At 52.5% G+C, this 18,397-nt stretch carries 16 protein-coding genes; 3 read left to right on the forward strand and 13 right to left on the reverse strand.

Going from position 1 to position 18,397, the window contains the following annotated elements; all coding sequences use genetic code 11:
- Positions 1–97: 97 nt before the first annotated feature.
- Positions 98–319, forward strand: a complete 222-nt coding sequence (locus ACFOUO_RS04260) for a NifU family protein (protein WP_380702487.1) — start codon at positions 98–100, stop codon at positions 317–319.
- A gap of 121 nt (positions 320–440) precedes the next feature.
- On the forward strand, positions 441–1,718 hold the full coding sequence (locus ACFOUO_RS04265; RefSeq protein ID WP_380702489.1) for an Nramp family divalent metal transporter: 1,278 nt from the start codon (positions 441–443) through the stop codon (positions 1,716–1,718).
- Positions 1,719–1,857: 139 nt separating this feature from the next.
- On the opposite strand, the gene ACFOUO_RS04270 is transcribed toward ACFOUO_RS04265, so the two are convergent.
- The 5 genes from ACFOUO_RS04270 to ACFOUO_RS04290 form a co-directional block, all read right to left on the reverse strand.
- On the reverse strand, positions 1,858–2,862 hold the full coding sequence (locus ACFOUO_RS04270; protein WP_380702491.1) for an ABC transporter ATP-binding protein: 1,005 nt from the start codon (positions 2,860–2,862) through the stop codon (positions 1,858–1,860).
- Positions 2,859–3,887 (reverse strand): ABC transporter ATP-binding protein, encoded by a 1,029-nt coding sequence (locus ACFOUO_RS04275; protein WP_380702493.1) that lies wholly within the window; start codon positions 3,885–3,887, stop codon positions 2,859–2,861. The genes ACFOUO_RS04270 and ACFOUO_RS04275 overlap by 4 nt, the downstream gene beginning before the upstream one ends.
- 16 nt (positions 3,888–3,903) lie before the next feature.
- Entirely contained in the window at positions 3,904–4,824 is a 921-nt protein-coding gene (locus ACFOUO_RS04280) for an ABC transporter permease (RefSeq protein ID WP_380702495.1), read from the reverse strand.
- A gap of 5 nt (positions 4,825–4,829) precedes the next feature.
- Complete coding sequence (locus tag ACFOUO_RS04285) at positions 4,830–5,759, reverse strand: ABC transporter permease (RefSeq protein ID WP_380702497.1); 930 nt, start codon at positions 5,757–5,759, stop codon at positions 4,830–4,832.
- Positions 5,760–6,235: 476 nt separating this feature from the next.
- Positions 6,236–7,864, reverse strand: a complete 1,629-nt coding sequence (locus ACFOUO_RS04290; protein WP_380702499.1) for a peptide ABC transporter substrate-binding protein — start codon at positions 7,862–7,864, stop codon at positions 6,236–6,238.
- A 379-nt stretch (positions 7,865–8,243) separates the two neighbouring features.
- Here ACFOUO_RS04290 and ACFOUO_RS04295 point away from each other — a divergent pair, with 379 nt between their 5' ends.
- Positions 8,244–8,603: a DUF3899 domain-containing protein gene (locus ACFOUO_RS04295; protein WP_380702501.1), complete on the forward strand. Its 360-nt coding sequence runs from the start codon at positions 8,244–8,246 to the stop codon at positions 8,601–8,603.
- Between the two features lie 55 nt (positions 8,604–8,658).
- On the opposite strand, the gene ACFOUO_RS04300 is transcribed toward ACFOUO_RS04295, so the two are convergent.
- From ACFOUO_RS04300 to ACFOUO_RS04335, 8 genes are all read right to left on the reverse strand, one after another.
- Entirely contained in the window at positions 8,659–9,018 is a 360-nt protein-coding gene (locus ACFOUO_RS04300) for a PqqD family protein (protein ID WP_380702503.1), read from the reverse strand.
- 15 nt (positions 9,019–9,033) lie between these two features.
- Positions 9,034–10,944 carry an OPT family oligopeptide transporter gene (locus tag ACFOUO_RS04305; RefSeq protein WP_380702505.1) on the reverse strand — a complete coding sequence of 637 codons (1,911 nt, stop codon included), beginning with the start codon at positions 10,942–10,944 and terminating at the stop codon, positions 9,034–9,036.
- A gap of 356 nt (positions 10,945–11,300) precedes the next feature.
- Entirely contained in the window at positions 11,301–12,779 is a 1,479-nt protein-coding gene (locus ACFOUO_RS04310) for a 4-hydroxyphenylacetate 3-hydroxylase family protein (RefSeq protein WP_380702507.1), read from the reverse strand.
- Positions 12,780–12,945: 166 nt separating this feature from the next.
- Positions 12,946–13,626, reverse strand: coding sequence for a LutC/YkgG family protein (locus ACFOUO_RS04315; protein WP_380702509.1), 681 nt, complete (start codon positions 13,624–13,626; stop codon positions 12,946–12,948).
- Positions 13,619–15,043 carry a LutB/LldF family L-lactate oxidation iron-sulfur protein gene (locus tag ACFOUO_RS04320; protein ID WP_380702511.1) on the reverse strand — a complete coding sequence of 475 codons (1,425 nt, stop codon included), beginning with the start codon at positions 15,041–15,043 and terminating at the stop codon, positions 13,619–13,621. Before ACFOUO_RS04320 ends, ACFOUO_RS04315 begins: the two co-directional genes overlap by 8 nt.
- Positions 15,040–15,768 (reverse strand): (Fe-S)-binding protein, encoded by a 729-nt coding sequence (locus tag ACFOUO_RS04325; protein WP_380702513.1) that lies wholly within the window; start codon positions 15,766–15,768, stop codon positions 15,040–15,042. Before ACFOUO_RS04325 ends, ACFOUO_RS04320 begins: the two co-directional genes overlap by 4 nt.
- A 48-nt stretch (positions 15,769–15,816) precedes the next feature.
- On the reverse strand, positions 15,817–16,551 hold the full coding sequence (locus ACFOUO_RS04330) for a FadR/GntR family transcriptional regulator (RefSeq protein WP_380703251.1): 735 nt from the start codon (positions 16,549–16,551) through the stop codon (positions 15,817–15,819).
- 116 nt (positions 16,552–16,667) lie between these two features.
- Positions 16,668–18,293: a lactate permease LctP family transporter gene (locus ACFOUO_RS04335; RefSeq protein WP_380702515.1), complete on the reverse strand. Its 1,626-nt coding sequence runs from the start codon at positions 18,291–18,293 to the stop codon at positions 16,668–16,670.
- Positions 18,294–18,397: the final 104 nt, after the last annotated feature.

An 18,397-nucleotide genomic window follows, 5' to 3' on the forward strand; every position in this document is an offset into this window, starting at 1 on the left:
GGTCGTACCGATTGATTTCACAACTGATCCTGATTACAATATACATGAACGCAAAGCGCCCTTTTCCACTGGGCCTTTGATGAAAGGAGCATCATCCATGAGAGAGCAAGTACAGGAAGTGTTGGATAAACTACGCCCCTTCATTCAACGGGACGGGGGGGACGTAGAATTGGTGGACATCGAAGACGGAGTGGTAAAAGTTCGCCTCCTCGGTGCATGTGGCAGCTGCCCCAGCTCCACGATCACCCTTAAAGCAGGGATTGAACGTGCCCTGGTTGAAGAAGTCCCCGGCGTTACCGAAGTGGAGCAGGTTCTTTAAACCTCCATCTGATCCATCGGAAACCGCCTCCTCCTTGGAGGCGGTTTCCATTTGCGGAGAATTCAAAATCGTGTATGATGAAAGAAATCATTTAATTTTCTGCTTTAAAAGGAGGGGTTTAATGAAATCCCGCACCACGCTCCACACAGACCCCGTCTCTCCGGCTCCCGCCTCCGCTAAAAGTCGACTGAAACATATCGGCCCTGGGTTGGTTATGGCAGCGACGGGGGTCGGTGTGGGTGATCTCGTGGCCGCCTTGGTAGCCGGAACCCTATACGGCCATGTCTTTGTATGGGCGATTGTCATCGGCTCGATCCTGAAGTATATCCTAAATGAAGGAATCGGCCGTTGGTGTCTAGCTACAGGGCAAACCATCCTTGAAGGGTGGCACTCTCTGGGAAGATGGGCCATGGCATATTTCGGTGTTTATGTGATCCTCTGGGGTTTGGTATTCGGTGCAGCCGTCGCTTCGTCGACAGCATTGGCGGCAGCCACGATGTTTCCCATCATGCCCCTATGGGCCTGGGCGATCCTTCACTCCCTGACTGGCTTTCTCCTGATCTGGAACGGCCGTTACCTGTTCTTTGAGCGAGTGATGCTGATGCTGGTTGGCATCATGTTTGTGACCGTTGTCGGCTCCGCAGTCATCCTTTTCCCCAACCTAGGAAATCTCTCCCTCGGCTTAGTCCCCCAGCTTCCGTCAGGATCCCTCTTCTATGTTCTGGGATTGGTCGGTGGAGTCGGCGGGACGGTAACCATGGCCTCTTATGGTTACTGGCTGCGGAAAAAAGGTTGGAATAGCCCCTCCTGGATCCCCACGATGCGTCTAGACACCACTGTCGCCTATACCATAACTGGTATCTTCACCCTCTCCCTGCTAGTCATCGGGGCGGAAGTCCTCTTTGGGACGGGAATCATCCTGGAAGGGGAGAAAGGGATGGTAGACCTTTCCCGTCTCCTCGGAGAACGCCTCGGTGAGATCGTTCGTTGGCTGTTTCTGATCGGATTTTGGGCAGCCTCCTTCACTTCCTTGCTGGGCGTCTGGAACGGCGTTCCCTACCTGTTTGCCGATTTCGTCCGGCTGACCAAAGGCATTCCGAAGGAACAGAGCGGCGAATACATCTCGGAAAAGAGCAAACCCTACCGCAGTTACCTCGCTTGGCTCACCTTCCCGCCGATGCTTCTCCTCTTTCTCGGCAAGCCTTTCGCCCTGGTGATCGCTTACGGCACCCTTGGCGCTCTATTTATGCCCTTTCTCTCCCTCACCCTAATCTGGCTCCTAAATTCCTCCAGAGTGGGAGATCCGTTTAAAAACGGTTGGGTAACCAACCTTCTTCTCGGCGGAAGTGTCCTCCTGTTTGCCGTGCTCGCCTTCCGGGAAATCTTCGACGTTTTCTAAAGGTGACGATCCTGGAACGATGGTCAGCTTCCCCGCCTCCCTATTCAATTAGAACCAAAAACCCCTGGGGTTTTTCCCCCGGGGGTTTTGGCGTCAGATATCCGTTTTTTAACCATTCTTTATTGGAGCCTTATCCCTGTTACTGCCCTTCTTCTTTTTTCAATGACTCTTCCTGATACAGATGACAGGAAACCCAGTGCATCGGGCGGACTTCTTGCCAGGTCGGAACCTCGTTGGCACAAATGTCCATCGCCTTCGGACAACGCGTGCGGAACCGGCAACCGCTCGGCGGGTTGATCGGGCTCGGCACGTCCCCCTTCAAGATGATCCGCTCCCGGCGCTTCTCATTGTTCGGATCCGGGATCGGTACAGCTGACAGGAGAGCCTCTGTATAAGGATGAAGAGGGGTATCATAAAGTTCCTGGCTGTCGGCAAGCTCCACCAAGTTGCCGAGGTACATCACCCCTACCCGATCACTGATGTATTTCACCATCGATAGGTCATGAGCGATAAAAAGGTAGGTCAACCCTTTTTCCCGCTGCAACTTCTTCATCAGGTTGACGACCTGGGCTTGGATCGACACATCCAGGGCCGAAATCGGTTCGTCGGCAATGATGAAATCGGGATCCACCGCTAGAGCTCGAGCAATCCCGATCCGCTGCCGCTGGCCGCCGGAAAATTCATGGGGAAAACGATCAGCGTGTTCCTCATTCAGACCGACTGTCCTAAGGAGTTCCACTACTGTTTTGCGACGCTCCCGTCCTTTGGCGAGATCGTGGATGTCCAGCCCCTCGGCGATGATATCGCCGACGGTCATACGTGGGTTCAGAGAAGCATAGGGGTCTTGAAAGATCATCTGCATTTCCCGATTGAACCGCTTCAGATCTCTCCCCTTCAGATCTTTCGTCGTTTTTCCTTTGAAGCGAATTTCTCCTTCGGTAGCTTCATAGAGACGAATGATCGTCCGACCGATGGTAGATTTGCCGCAGCCGGACTCCCCGACGAGGCCCAAGGTTTCCCCTTTGTAAACCTCAAAAGAGATATTATCGACGGCTTGTACGACCTGACCCCTACCGGCGCTGAAGTGTTTTTTCACCTGATTGACTTCGAGGATCTTTTCCACTTTTGGTTCGGCCATGCTCATTGGAAACCCCCTCCTACCAATTTATAAGGAGCCTGGACGGCCGGCGCCATCGGATGCTCCAGCCAACATGCCACCTGGTGAGAACCGGAAGCATCAGTTGTTTCAGGCATCTCTTCCTTGCAGATCTTCATTGCATGTTTGCAACGTCCAGCAAAGGGACAACCCTTCGGCGGTGAGAGCAGGTTGGGCGGGGTCCCTAGAATCGGCGCTAGGTCCTTATCACGGGAAAGGTCCAGCCTCGGCATGGAACCCATCAGCCCCCATGTATACGGATGACGAGGGTGGTTGAAAATTTCCTCCACAGTGCCGGTTTCGACCACTTTCCCAGCATACATGACGACGACACGGTCCGCCGTTTCGGCCACCACACCCAGATCATGGGTAATCAAGATGATCGACGTCTCCAACTTTTCCTTCAGATCGTTCATCAGATCGAGGATTTGTGCCTGGATTGTCACGTCCAAGGCCGTTGTCGGTTCGTCAGCGATCAGCAACTTCGGCGCACAGGCCAATGCAATCGCGATCATCGCCCGTTGCCGCATCCCACCGCTAAATTGATGGGGATACTGATTGATTCGAGAGCGAGGACTGGGGATGCCCACCAGATGCAGCATATCCAGAGCCCTCTTTTTCGCTTCTGCCTTCCCTAGCCGCTGATGCTTGACCAAACCCTCCATGATCTGTCGACCCACCGTCATCGTCGGGTTAAGTGAGGTCATCGGATCCTGGAAAATCATCGCGATATCTTTGCCACGGATCCTCTCCATTTGATTCTCCGTCAAACGGGTTAAATCCTTCTCTTCGAACAGGATTTTCCCCTTTTTGAAAAAGCCTGGCGGTTGCGGAATCAGCCGCATGATGCTTTGGGAGGTGACGCTCTTCCCACACCCGGACTCCCCCACGATGGCCACGGTCTCCCCTTTTTTCACCTCAAAGGAGACGCCGCGTACCGCTTGCACTTCACCGTTGTAGGTCTTAAAAGAAACGTGGAGATCGTTAACTTCCAGTACATTGTTTTTTTCCATAGAGGTCCCTCCTTCCTTATTGGCGTAGCTTGGGATCCAGGGCATCACGCAGACCGTCCCCCACCAGGTTGAAACTGAACATAATCAGGGATAGGACAGCCGCAGGGTAAAACAGCTGGTGCGGAAAAAGCTGCAATACCTTGTACCCCTCGTTAATCAAAACACCCAGGCTTGCTGCAGGAGGACGGATACCCAAACCGATAAAAGCAAGGAAGGCCTCAAAAAAGATCGCGGTTGGGATTGAAAACATAATTGTAATAATAACGGGTCCCATCACGTTGGGAAGCATATGTTTAAGCAACAGCCGTCGTGTACTGGCTCCCAGGGTTCGGGCAGCTAGCACATACTCCTGGGATTTCAACTTCAACATCTGCCCCCGGACCACACGGGCCATGGTTACCCAACCGGTGATACCCAAGGCTAACGCAATGGGCCATATCCCGGGATCCATCCATAACAGCAGCAAAATAATGACAATCAAATTGGGGACTCCGTACAATACCTCGATAATCCGTTGCATCCAGTTATCCACTTTTCCTCCGTAATAACCGGATATACATCCATAGGGAACCCCGATGAAAAGATCGAAAGCAGCCGCCAGCAGAGCGACGAGGAGGGAGATGCCCGCTCCATACCAGGTTCGTGTCCACAAGTCCCTCCCCATCTTATCCGTTCCGAACCAATGATCCCCGAAAGCTTCTTTATTGGTTTGATCGTAATTGGCACTCCGATAGGTATAATCATTCAAATCAGGCCCGATAATCGCTAAAAATGCAATCGCCGCCAGAAGGACCAGGCCAATGAGTGCCCCCTTGTTACTGCTAAATCGCCGCCAAACGTCTCCCCAGAAAGTAACCCGTTTACCGACAACCTTTTCTTCTGTATCAACCGTCGCCGGCTCAAACATCTCCCGCGTCAATTTTCGCGCTGTCTCCATCTCTCTCACTCCTTTCCACCCGCAACCCGAATCCGAGGGTCAATCAAGCCATAAAGGATATCCACCAGAAACATACTGAGGATGATCAAGGTGCTGTAGAAAACGGTTACCCCCATAATGACCGTATAGTCATTGACCGTGATGGAAGTGACGAACAGCTTACCCATTCCCGGAACGGCAAAGATCTGTTCCACTACCATGGAGCCCGTGATCAATCCGATGGACAAAGGACCCAACACTGTCACTGCCGGAATCATAGCGTTCCGAAGGGCATGACGGCTGATCGTCGTAAATCGGCTCAACCCTTTAGCCTTCGCCGTTTTCATATAGTCCTGCCCCAGCACTTCGAGCATTTCTGTCCGCACATAGCGGGCAATCGTGGCGATGACCAGGAACGAGAGGGAAAGCGACGGCAAAATGGTGTGTTCAAAGGAACCCCATAAACCGACGGGAAGAACTCCCCACTTGACCCCGACATAGTAGGAAAGCAGAGCCGCCATCACAAAATTGGGTACGGAATAACCCAGCGCGGAGATCACATTGGAGGTATTGTCCACCCAGGTTCCACGGCGAAGTGCGGCGATGGTTCCCAAAAGCATGCCGATCAGAACTCCGAATAAGATTGCTTGCACACCCAGTTGTAAAGAAGCCGGGAATCCTTGCATGAGCAGGTTAGTCACACTTCGACCGTCATACTGGAACGAATACCCTAGCTCTCCCTGGATCAGATTTCCCATGAATTTAGCATATTGGACAGGCAGCGGCTGATCCAACCCGTACTCCTTTAGGAGAGCTTCCCTCAACTCCCGGGGAATCTTATCCTCATTCTCCAAAGGCGAACCCGGCATGGTATGCATCAGAAAAAATGTAAAGGTAATAATGACCCATAGCGTAATGAGCATATACGTCATACGCTGCAGGAAATAACGGCGCACATTTCCACTCCCCTTTCTCTACGGACGAAATGAATGAATAAAAAAACCACGTACTGAATAAAAACCCCCATCATGAGCGCACAGAAGGTATATGCCGTGACGGCATATACCTTCTTGCACGCTTGATGAGCTCTGCCAATCAGAAACGATCGCTCTTCCCCACAACGGAAACCCATGAAAAAAACAGTCTCCTGGACACCTTTTTACCCATGAGTTTTCCCCCTTGAGAGTTTGACACTCCCCATGTCTAAAGGCAAGGGATTCTTGGGAACTCTCGTCAACGGACAGGATATTACCAAGCTTAAACGGTCTGCCAACGGCAACCCGCAAAGTAGCAACAATCCATTTCAAGTCTGCTACCCAAAACTATTAATTCGATAAAAACATATCAAATTCCTTTTTTTTAGGTCTAGCATTTTTTCATACAAAAAGACCCGTTTCCTGTGTTTCGGAAACGGGTCTTTTTTTCCTCTTAATTATTTATCTTTGCCGTCCAGATAGGCCCACTTAAGGGTCATATCCGCCCCGATTGGATGACGGACGATTTCTTTCACATATGGCTTCTGGAGATAAGCTTTGCCCCCGTAAATAACCGGAGCGATAGCTGCATCATCCAGCAGAATCCCCTCGCTTTTCACCAATTGCTGTGTACGTTCCTTGAAATCGGGGTTTCCTTTCGCTTTCTCGACCAAGTCCTTGTATTTTTTATTATCCCAATGCCCCGTGCTGAAAACCCCACTGTCAAGGAAGAGATCGAGGAAAGTCATCGGGTCGTTGTAGTCCCCGTTCCAGGCGGTGTAATTCAGCTCAAACTCCGAATTGTCCTCCCGGTCAATCTTCTGTTTCCTAGGCTGGGGATCCACCTGAATATCGAGGCCCAAGTTCGTCTTGAGTTGCTCTTGGATGAAGACCGACGCCTGCTTGCGGTAGTCATCAAAGCTCAACAGAGTCAGCTTCGGCTTTTCGGTAAAGCCCTCTTCCTTCATTCCCTCTTTTAACAATCGTTTGGCTTCCCTCGGGTTAAACAGGTGGCCATGAGTAGCCTTCTTGCGGAAGGGTTCATTATCATTTCCGGTGATCGTCGGCGGTACGAGGGCCAGTGCAGGTTTGGATCCGTCTTTCATTAGCTTCGCCAGGGCCTCCCGATCGATGGCATAGCTGATCGCCTTCCGAATCTTGCTATTGGAAAGGAATTCGTTCTTCAGATTAAAGACGATGAACTGAGACTCGGAAACGGTCACCGGCGTGAAATCAGGGCTCTTTTTGAAGGCGTCTGCCAGCTCCGCATTCAGTTGCGTCATGTCCGTCTGTTCAGAGGTGTAGAGGTTCACACCCGTCGATATATCTTTGACGATATTCATATTGGCCGTCTCCAGTTTAACAGCCCCACGGTCCCAATAGGTGTCGCTCTTTTTCAGTTTTAAACTCTGCTCATGTTTCCACTCGACCAGGTCGAAGGGTCCATTGGTCACCATCTTGTCCGGTTCGGTGGCATATTTTTTCCCGTATTTTTCGACGATATCTTTCCGTTGGGGCCCGTAAACGGTGAAAGTGGTGAGCCCTTGGAAATACGGGGAAGGCTCCTCCAATTCGACTTTCAGCGTCTTATCGTCGACTGCCTTCACACCCACCTGGTCGGCGTCTACCTTACCTTCGTTGTAGGCCTTGGCGTTTTTAATAGGAAAAAGGATAAAGCTGTATTCAGAACCGGTTTTCGGATTGAGCGTCCGCTTCCAGGAGTATTCGAAGTCCTTCGCCGTCACCGGCTTCCCATCGCTCCATTTAGCATCCCGCAAGGTGAATGTATACGTCTTTTTATCGGCGGAAACTTCAACACGCGAAGCGATGGCTTCTTCCGGTTTGTTATCTTTGTTCATCCGGAACAGGCCCTCATTGATGTTGTTTAGAACACGAAAAGAGACGGTGTCCGGCGAGATCGAAGGATCCAGCGAAGCCGGTTCCGCCGTAATGGTCATGTTCAGCTCTTGATTTTTGTCGACCCCGCCGGTGCCGCCTCCCGCTCCAGTTTTGACACCGCCACAGGCCGTCAGAACCATGCTGATCGCCAGCAGACATGATAAGGCTGCAAAAACCCGTTTTTTCATTAATCTGTCCCCCCAGATTTCTTTGAATTCACCCATCCAACTCCTCTGAATATTGGAACAAAAGAGCATGACCCCGTTTTGAACCGATAGCTTATTGGATAAGCCTTGTTTATTATAAAGGAATTCCCCGCAGAAAAAAAGGATGTCGAAAAATCGAACGGTTTAAAGCATGAACGACCTTCTCCCATGGACCTTGTCGGACAACGCTCCCTAGGCTTTGAGGCAGAAGTTGTAAAGCAACTCTATCCGACCTTGCTAACCTTCCAGAGTCAGGAAAAATAGAATGCCCCCCTGGGGTCATATATAATAGAATAGAGTCCACTTCCTGAGGGTCGGCTATAGGACAGGTCGGAACGAACAACCGGAGGTGAGGAAGTCTATGTGGCGAAAACGGATAAGCTGGATTAGCCTCTTGATCCTAGCCAGCGCAGCAGCCAGTTACCTCTGGTCGGGCGGCATGCTGGAGCACTGGATTAACGCGATGTTCATGATTGGGCTCCTGCTGCTCGTTGTAGCGGGAGGAGTTTATGTCATCAACGGCGGATTTTTCCACGTTTTTAGTGAAGGCCTCAAACGTCTTCGAATTATCAAAGAGAAAGAGTATGGTTTTGAGGATAGCCTGAACGGCGAAACCCGGGAAGAAAGAAAAGAACGCATGGCCCGGTGGATAACAAGTGTTGCTTTCACTGTCGGCCTGGTTGATACGGCCCTCTCCTTCCTGCTTTTGTCCTTCCTCTGAATGAAAAAGAATGAAAAAAAGCCCTGCAATGCGTTGCAGGGCTTTTTTTCAAATGCTACCGGGTGGACGGCTTCATCGCGATCCAACTGTTTGTTTCTGCAATGCGAAGATATTGGACCAATCGTGGCAAAACCGGTTTCGCCTTTTCTCCGAAGACCTTCTCCAGCCCGTCGGCAATTTCCCGCACGGTGGCTTTGCCGTTGCAGTAAGTCAATACGAAACTTCCCAAGTCGTCCAGCTGGACACGGATAGCATCCGGTTGATTCAACCAACGGATGGAGAGACGCTCCAGCCAACTCGTGCGCGGAATGACCAGGATCAACCCCTCTCCGCTCCCGGTTTCCAGCCGGTATTCCTCCTTGAGCACTGGCTTCATCGTGAGCATGTTCTCTTTTTTCTTCTTACCAAGCATCATCATACACCACCGTTATCAGGATGGGTCGCGGGTTTCCGTTAATTCCGCTTTCGCGCGTTGCGCCATATACCATAGAAGCAACGTCACAGCCATGAAGACGATGAGGGAAACAAGTCCGTTATCAGTCAGAGGGTGTGCCGGAATCGGGATACCAGCCACGATTAGGATGGCGATCCCCACACCGATCAACGATTCACCCGCAATCAATCCAGAGGCAAAAAGCACGCCTGTATCATTACGAAGTTTCCTTAGCCCCTCTTCTTTGGTGAAGAAGTCGATCAACCAACGGACCGCTCCTCCAACCATGATCGGGGCGCTTACGTGGACTGGCAGATAGACACCGACTGCCACCACCAGGGAATTCAGGCCCAAAAATTCGATGACGACAGCAATCGCCGCACCGAGGAAAATCAGATCCCATGGCAGGTCCCCCTGCATCATGCCTTCGATGATCGTCTTCATCAAAACGGCTTTCGGGGCGAGCAGTTCCTTGGAACCAACCCCATAAGCCTCATGAAGAATCACCAAGACAAATCCGATAATTAGTCCCGAGGCGACAACCCCGATCATCATCGCGACCTGTTGTTTCCAAGGAGTTCCGCCAACGAGATACCCTGTCTTCAAGTCCTGAGAGATATCTCCAGCCACTGCCAGAGCTGTACAGACAACGGCCCCCACAGTAAGGGCGGCTACCATGCCATGCATCCCACCCATGCCGGTCAGCTTGAAAATGAAAGTGACAATGAGGATCGTGGCGATTGTCATCCCTGACACCGGGGAGGATGAACTGCCGACGATCCCGACGATGCGGGAGGCGACAGCGACAAACAAGAAACCGAAAACAGCGATGGCTAGCGCCCCTACGATCCCGATATTGGTAACCGGAGTGAAAGCCAAGAGTAACACCACGGCTAGGACGCCCACCCCCACTCCTTTCAGGGGGATATCTTGTTCCGTACGCTCAAGAGCATGTCCGCTGAGTTGATTTTCCCTGGCGCTCCGAGCCGTATTTCGGATGGAGCGGATCAGGGTGGGGAGGGTTTTCACCATCGTAATCAAACCCGCGACCGCCACAGCACCGGCCCCGATATAGGTGATGTAACCCTTCCAGATACCCCAGGCGTCCAGATCAGCGATCGGTGCCTCTGCGGGGAAGATCGCTTGATCCGTACCCGCTCCAAAAAAGCTGATCATCGGGATCAGTACGATCCAGGCGAGCAGGCCCCCTGCCAGCATCTGGCCTGCAATCCGGGGGCCGATGATGTAACCGACACCTAGAAGTGCCGGGAACGTATCCATCCCGACCACGGCGTTTTTGAATTGGGCGATCTGCGTCTCAATCTCTGTTTTAAAGAATTTAAACCCGTCCCCCAAGGCTTTCACTACACCACCGACCAGGAAGCCACCAGCCACCAAACGGGCATTCTTCCCACCCGTTTCACCGGTCTTCAACACCTCGGCACAAGCCGTCCCCTCCGGATACGGCAGGGTTTGGTGCTCGTTGACAATCAGCAGGCGTCGGAGCGGTACCATCATAAAGACGCCCAGAAACCCCCCCGTCAGCACGATGAAGGCGATCATCGCATGACCGGGCTCAAGATCCCACAGGAACAGAGCCGGAAGGGTAAAGACCGCCCCCGCTCCGATCGCTTCCCCGGCGGTGGTCATCGTCTGTACGATATTGTTCTCTAGGATGGACTCTCGGCGAAATATCCCCCGCAAGATTCCCATCGAGATCACAGCAGCCGGGATCGAGGCCGAGACCGTCAGTCCGATCTTCAAACCCAAATAAGCGTTGGCAGCACCGAAAACGACCGCTAGGATGATTCCCAACACACACGCAATCAGGGTTAGTTCGGGCAATGACTTGTTTGAAGGTATGTAGGGGACGAACCCCGTCGCTCGGTTGTTTTTTTCCTTACTCATCTTCCTCTCCCTTTCTGATTGCGTTTTCATGATCCTTTTACAAGCACCTTCTCTTTCCCTACGGCTAGAGTTAGAAATGGAAGGATGGATAGGTCAGGATAATCAAGGGCCCAAATCCAATCTTTGTCCATAATATCACTATATATTTTAATAATGAATGGGGTATTTAGTAAATAAATAGAAATTTAAATGGCAGGTAAACCCTCAAAGATTGAGAGATCCCTGCCGTCACTCGTATCTTTAACGTTCACTTCCTAGAAGTTACTTGCAGAATATGGCCCCTCCCGTATAGAAGCAGAGCTATCGGCTGTGACGATTGGACGAAGACAGATGCTCGATGGGAATTCAGTAGGGTTCTAGTTTGAAAGATACTTCTCTATCTTGGTCAGAAGCAGTCTTTTATTACTAGAGAGATATTGAGCGGCCCGATTGCGGATCGGATCTCCGGCATAAAACCGTTCATATAGTTCATGCCGGGAAGCAAAAGGGGATCCGATCACATCCCAGGCCAATTTGAACAGCCTGACTCGTTTTTCTGCCTGGAGGTTAGCCCCTCGGAAATAGGTTTTCATCAACGGTGAGAGTGCAGATTGGAAATCTTCGATACTAGCCGGCACCTGAATGAGCCCCCCCGCCGCGATTAGCTGCAAAATTTCGATGGCCCGAGGATAATAGAAAGCCCCTAGGTTTCTCCCGGTCTCGATCGCAGAAAATCGGGGGAGGTATACCCCATCCTCTATGCTCCTCCCTTCCGATTCGGCGGCGAGGAGAATAGCATGGATGGTTTCAACTTGGCCGATCAATTCTCCTAATTTGTCTTGTACGTGAAGAAATTGAGTACAACCAATCGTATCGGCGATTTTGCATGCCAGCCCGGTGATGAATTGGAGTTTGGTTTTTAAACGGATCAACGCCTGATGATAGGCAAGACTGGCTGAGTGCGGGTTGGTCTTCACCTCCCAGATTCCTTCCGGGCTTTCCAACAGCAACACGTGTTCCCATGGGATCAGTACCTGATCGAAAATCAACAGTGCATCCATCTCATCAAACTGGGCACTGAGAGGAAAGTCATTTTTTTCACTCAGGGGTTTCGCATAAGACTCCCGACATACAATGTGAAGGCCTTTCGCATCAGCAGGTACGATAAACAGATTGGCGGCGCTTTTTTGCGCCTGGTTTAGCTTCATGACGGGATATACGAGGAAGTCATTGGTGTAAGGGGCGGCTGTCGCGATCATTTTGGCCCCACTTACATAGACACCCTCCGTGGTCTTTTTTGTAACCCTTAATAAGCCGGCTTCTTCGAAACAACGCTCGTCGTACTGCTTGGAACGATTGATTTGGACATCCCGTTGAACAATCGTAATAAAACGATTCTGGTCCCTCGCCGTTTCATAATAGCGGGTGATTTTTTCCGAAAAATCGCGATAATGCCGGGAAAGCTGCTTCCTAGCCGCATACCATCCCGCTAGGCGGGAACGGGCATAGTCCGAGAGGCGGCTCATCATCCCATCCGTGGCTTCACTCCAGGATTCAAAGGCGGCTTTTCTTTGCTGAAGGTCAGTTGGGCCTTTCGGAACCAAAAAAGCGGTATGGACATATTCGCCTGTTTTCGGACTCGGATACCCCACTTGCTTCTGCATAACCGGATCGTCCAGCATATCGAACAAGGCCGAAATGGTTTGAAGGGTTCCCTGGAATGCTTCATGCTCATAGACCTTGATCCTTTTTCCTTTCAACCAGACAGAACGCTCATCATCCAAGCTTTTCAAATACTTCTCACTCCGTATCAAGGAACGGCTCTCCCTTCTGCTGTCAGCTATCCATCCTAGCATCCAGTTCGAACAACGAATTGTTGAGTATGTTCATCAAGTTTATTCAGCTTTTAAATAGCTTGTGCTTGTCCTAAACAGCAATTGGATACGTATACCAAGGCAATAAAAAGCCCGGTGTTCCAACATCCGTTGGCTCACCGAGCTTTTGATATTTGCATGATACCCCTTATTCTTCGCCCACGATATAGACGCGGAGGAAACCCGGGCCGTGCACGCCGATACTGAGGTCGTTCTCAATATCTGACGTTCGGCTGGGGCCGGAAATGAAATTGACACATGCAGGAACATCCCGCTGATCCCGAATCCAGCTTAAAGCCGGTTCCATCCGAGGAACGATCCGATCCTCGGAGAGGACGACTAGACAGTGACTGGGAAGCAGACTGACACTGCGACCGCGTCCCTGTTCGTTCCACAGAAGGACTGTCCCTGAGAAAGCGAGGCCCCATTCTGCTTCAACCAGCCCGGCGTCCGCCCGCTCCGCGCGGGTGATCAACGCTTCTGCCTCCGATTTGGAATCCCACAAGGTCACTTCCGACAAATCCGCCTCGCGGATTAGAGAAGCAAGGTTTTCCTCTTCCCACAGAACAAGCTTTCTTAAGTCCTTCTCTACCAGATCCCGATGGATCTGTTCTTTCAACGCGGCACGGTCCGGGACACGAACCGCTTCGCCACCGGCGGCGGACAGGTTGTCGATGAACTGTCGGATCACGTCTTCCCGGTCATGCCCATCGTTCAGATCATCCCAAGGGTGGTTCTCCCATTCCGGAGGAGCAACAGCCGTCGGGAGGGGACGGCCAAGGCGTTCGGAAAGCCGTGCGATAAATTGGCTCTTATCGGTATCAGTCACCCCCTTCCCTCCCTTCTTTCTTCCACCATTCCCGGAAGGAATGACGAGCGGGTGCCGGAAAGTCCCGGGTTTCCATCCATTCGGCGAGAGGGCCCAGCCCCTTCTTAACCATCCCCTCCTCATCGGTGAAAGGCCCGGCGGCCAGACGGCCGCCCTTGGCACCAGCAGAGAAGAGGGCAGGGTTTTCCGTCGCCAAGCCAAATCCTTTGAAGGCGAGGCGTTCTGCCCACGGTGTCCGTTTCTCCTCCACTTCATCAGCCCGCAGGTCGAGGAGATACTCATGAAGAGGGATACGGACAGGGCAGGCATCCGTACAGGCACCGCAAAGGCTGGAGGCATAGGGGAGTTCCTCCCACTCATCGAATCCCTCCAACAAGGGGGTCAGCACGGCCCCAATCGGACCGGGATAGACACCCCCATAAGCATGTCCCCCAATCTGCCGATAGACAGGACAGACATTGATGCAAGCACCACAGCGGATGCAGTGGAGAACATCCTGATACTCCCCGCCCAAGATGTCAGAACGCCCGTTGTCCACGACGATTACATGGAGTTCCTCAGGGCCGTCCGCGTCATACTCTCGACGCGGACCTGTGATCGCCGTCACATAACTGGTGATCTTCTGCCCCGTCGCACTCCGGGTCAGCATGGTCAACAGGACATCCAGATCCGTCCAGCGGGGGGCGATCCGTTCCATTCCCATCACAACGATATGCGTTTTGGGGAGCGTGGTGGTGAGGCGGGCATTCCCCTCATTGCTGACTAGGACAACGGAACCGGATTCCGCGACACCGAAGTTGCAGCCCGTAACCCCAATATCCGCCTCCAGAAACTTCTGCCGCATCCGCTCCCGGGCAAAGCGGGTGAGAGCGGCGGTCTCTTCCGGAAGCTCCTCCCCGGCTTCCCGGCTGAATAGTTCCGCCACCTGTTTACGACTTTTATGAATCGCCGGAATGATGATGTGGGAGGGCGCTTCTTCAGCCAACTGGACGATATATTCACCCAGGTCCGATTCCACAGCCTCCAGTCCCATCTCCTCCACCACGCGGTTCAGATCCACTTCCTCGGAAACCATGGATTTGGATTTGATGATGGACTTGGCCTCTTTTTCCCGGATCACTCCGGTGATCACATCCAGCACATCTCCGGAAGTATCTGCAAAGTGAACCTGGCCTCCCGCCTGTTCCACATGGATGGTGAACTGATCCAGGTAGTAATCTAAATTCTCGACCGTGTGACGGCGGATTTCCTCTGCCCGTAGACGCCAGTCCTCCCAGTTTTCCATCTCCGTCTCGGCAGTCGCTTTTCCCGTACGAAGCTTATTCTGTGTCTTACGTACAGCCTCCCGGAGAAAGGAATCCTCCAGCGCTTTATCCACACGTTGAGGAAATGGCGCTTTACTCTGATGAGAACTCATTCGATCCACCCCCGATCCAACACTTGGGCAACGTGAAGAATTTCCACCGGTTTTCCCTCTCGTCGAATCCTTCCCCCCAGGTGCATCAAGCAACTCATATCGGAGCCCACCAGATAATCGGCACCTGTCTCTTCGATATGGCCGATCTTCTCGTCGGCCATCGCCGTAGAGATCCCAGCCATCTTGACGGCGAAGGTCCCTCCGAATCCGCAACAGTCATCATGAAAAGGTAGCTCCTTCAATGACAGCCCCTCTACCTGGGAAAGGAGGGCGAGGGGCGGTTCAACCAGCCCCAGACCTCGGTACATATGACAAGAGTGATGATAGGTGGCCGTCCCTTCCAAACGGGCCCGGATCGGGGTGGTCCCTTGATGTGCTGCGACAAACTCGGAAAACTCGGTACATCGGTCCGCCAAGGAACGCGCTCTTTCCTCCCACTCTTCCTCCCCGGCAAACAGTTTGGGGTAATAATGGCGGATCATCGCGGCACAGGAGCCGGAGGGGGTAATGACAGCCTCATCATCTTCAAAGGCGCGGATCATTTGCCGAGCTGCCTTTTTTGCATCCTCTCGGTAACCGCTGTTAAAAGCGGGCTGACCACAGCATGTCTGGGCTTCCGGAAAACCGACATCGACACCCAGACGGCGAAGTACCCGCACCATACTGATTCCGACTTCCGGGAAAAAGACATCCGACAAACACGTGATAAACAGACCGACTTGCACGAAATAAGCTCCTTTCCGCACCGGGCGGATGGAGCCCGTGCCCGGTGTTTATAGATTCCGTTCGGGTTCTTCTCGGATGAACCGACGGACGACATCCTCCACTTTGGCCAGGTGAACTAGCATCCGCTCCTGGGCCAATTGGGCATTTTGATCCCGGATCGCTTCATAGATGGATTGGTGTTCCCGGTGAAGGCGTTCCAGGGTAGCTTCCTCCGAATAAAGCCAAAGACGGCGGCTTTCCCTCATCGCCTCCACCATGGTTCCAGAGACCGTATGCATCATTTCAATCAGCAAATCATTTTTCGTCCCGGCGGCCACAGCGAGGTGGAAGCGGACATCCGCTTGTTCTCCCAGTTCCTCGGAATGGCCGGTGCTTTTCTCCATCTGCACGAGAGCAGCCTTCATCTCGGCTAAGTCTTCATCATTCCGCCGGTCGGCGCAGATCCCCGCCGTCCCAACTTCAAGTACTTTGCGCATTTCTAGGAATTGGAGAATTTGCTTCGGACTCATCAAGAGGGCTGATGCGAGGGGCCGGGAGAGGATGGAGACATCAAACTCCCTTACGTAGGTCCCCTCCCCCTGCCGCATCTCCAGAAGCCCCATCGCCCGCAGGGCGGACAAAGCCTCCCGGATTGCTGATCGCCCCACATCGAACTGCTCCGCCAACTCCCGCACAGAAGCCAACTTATCGCCGGGAAGAAGCTTCCCTTGCTCGATCATTCCTTTAATCTGTTCCGCCACTTCTTCGTAAATTTTTCGTCTCCGAATCTGTTTGAACTCCAACCGGTTCACCTCAAGGATCTCAGACTCCTTGTCTGACAAGGGTTTGATCCTTATTGTACCAGTTTCCGGATGCTGTTTGAAAGCGAGTGCTCAATCGTCGAAAAGCCCAGTTGCTCTTATGGGATCATCCAAGGGAAAACATAGGCTTGAAGCATCGTGATAATGGAAACGATCAGCAGGAAGAGGAGGCTGTGTTTCAATGTGAATCGGAACAGGTCCCCTTCCTTGCCGACCATACCGGTAGATGCTGTCGCTACCGCAATGGACTGGGGAGAGATCATCTTCCCGGTCACGCCCCCCGTGGAGTTAGCCGCCACAGTAAGGGTAGGATCGACGCCAATCTGGCCCGCAGTAATCTTTTGCAGGTTGCCAAACAGAGCATTCGAGGAGGTATCGCTCCCTGTTAGAAAGACGCCCAGCCAGCCGAGCACCGGCGCGAAAAAGGGAAACAAGACGCCCGTTCCGGCCATCGCCAATCCCAAGGTTGCACTCATGCCCGCATAGTTGTAGATATAGGCGAGCCCCAGGACGGAAACGATGGTGAGGAGGGGAAACCGCAGTTCCTTTACCGTCTCGCCAAGTGTTTTCAGCCAGTCGCTAAGTTTCATCCCAATGAAAGGAAGGCTGACCAGAGAAGCGAAGAAAATGGCCGTACCGGCGGCGGCTAGCCAATCCAGCTTAAACACGGCTGCATAGGGGGAGGCTTTCGGTACGATGGGCTTCGCCTGGATCACCGCTTCATGGAGCACCGGAAACGGAATTTCTAGGGTGACCTTGTTCAATTGTTCTTTCAGGGTGGGAATGGTCCATAAAATAATCAGAAGCGTCAGGATGATAAAGGGGGACCAGGCACGGAACACCTGGGCCGGGGAATGAGTGAAATGCCCTCTTTCCGCCTGGTAGGTCTCCCGGTCAAAACGAAAGAGAGTCTTCGGCTTCCATACCTTCAACAACATCACTAGGGCCAGAATACTGAGAAGGGAAGAGAGAACATCAGGTAATTCCGGACCGAGATAGTTGGAAGAAAGATACTGGACAAGAGCAAAGGTTCCTCCTGTCACCAAAATGGCGGGCATCACTTCCCGCGCCCCTTTCCAACCGGCCATAATGATGATCAACCACAATGGGACGAACAGGGTCAAAAAGGGCAATTGCCGCCCGGTCATTTCGCTGATCGCCATCGTATCCAACCCCGTCGTCTTGCCCGCCACAATAATCGGAATCCCGATGGCGCCGAAAGCGACGGGTGCCGTGTTGGCGATCAGGCAGATCCCCGCCGCATACAGCGGGCGGAACCCGAGACCGGCGAGCAGAGCGGCGGATATGGCAACCGGGGTCCCGAAACCAGCAGCTCCTTCCAGAAACGCTCCGAAACAGAAGGCGATCAGAAGAGCCTGCAACCGGTGGTCATCGGTGATGGAGACGATGGATGAACGGATGATGTCAAACTGACCGGTTTTCACCGTAATTTTGTACAAAAAGACAGCGGTTACAATAATCCAGCCAATGGGGAATAGACCCGTTAGAAATCCATACCCCAAAGACGTACCAGCGAGAGCAACCGGCATCTGATACACCAGGACGGCGATCAAGAGAGCCAGCCCGACGGTGACCGGCCCCGCGATATGACCCTTAGTTCGTCTGTATGCGAGAGCCCAGAAAAAATAAATAATGGGGATCACACTAACGAGAGCGGACAGCCACAGACTGTCGGAGACCGGTTGATACACCTGCGTCCACATCCACATGCCCCTCCTTTTGTTTTTGCTTCTTTTTCCTTTTTTCCATCTGTGCTAGGATTAAATCAGGTCATCAGATGACCTGTACACCCTAGTTGACTGACAGT

It is taken from the genome of Salinithrix halophila, assembly GCF_042650125.1.
In the GTDB taxonomy this organism is placed as follows: domain Bacteria; phylum Bacillota; class Bacilli; order Thermoactinomycetales; family DSM-45169; genus Salinithrix; species Salinithrix halophila.

Bases quoted from the DNA above. Each gene is read 5' to 3' on its own strand.
- ACFOUO_RS04260 (WP_380702487.1), top strand. From the start codon at position 98: ATGAGAGAGCAAGTACAGGAAGTGTTGGATAAACTACGCCCCTTCATT.
- ACFOUO_RS04265 (WP_380702489.1), top strand. From the start codon at position 441: ATGAAATCCCGCACCACGCTCCACACAGACCCCGTCTCTCCGGCTCCC.
- ACFOUO_RS04270 (WP_380702491.1), bottom strand. From the start codon at position 2,862: ATGAGCATGGCCGAACCAAAAGTGGAAAAGATCCTCGAAGTCAATCAG.
- ACFOUO_RS04275 (WP_380702493.1), bottom strand. From the start codon at position 3,887: ATGGAAAAAAACAATGTACTGGAAGTTAACGATCTCCACGTTTCTTTT.
- ACFOUO_RS04280 (WP_380702495.1), bottom strand. From the start codon at position 4,824: ATGGAGACAGCGCGAAAATTGACGCGGGAGATGTTTGAGCCGGCGACG.
- ACFOUO_RS04290 (WP_380702499.1), bottom strand. From the start codon at position 7,864: ATGAAAAAACGGGTTTTTGCAGCCTTATCATGTCTGCTGGCGATCAGC.
- ACFOUO_RS04295 (WP_380702501.1), top strand. From the start codon at position 8,244: ATGTGGCGAAAACGGATAAGCTGGATTAGCCTCTTGATCCTAGCCAGC.
- ACFOUO_RS04300 (WP_380702503.1), bottom strand. From the start codon at position 9,018: ATGATGCTTGGTAAGAAGAAAAAAGAGAACATGCTCACGATGAAGCCA.
- ACFOUO_RS04305 (WP_380702505.1), bottom strand. From the start codon at position 10,944: ATGAGTAAGGAAAAAAACAACCGAGCGACGGGGTTCGTCCCCTACATA.
- ACFOUO_RS04310 (WP_380702507.1), bottom strand. From the start codon at position 12,779: ATGCTAGGATGGATAGCTGACAGCAGAAGGGAGAGCCGTTCCTTGATA.
- ACFOUO_RS04320 (WP_380702511.1), bottom strand. From the start codon at position 15,043: ATGAGTTCTCATCAGAGTAAAGCGCCATTTCCTCAACGTGTGGATAAA.
- ACFOUO_RS04335 (WP_380702515.1), bottom strand. From the start codon at position 18,293: ATGTGGACGCAGGTGTATCAACCGGTCTCCGACAGTCTGTGGCTGTCC.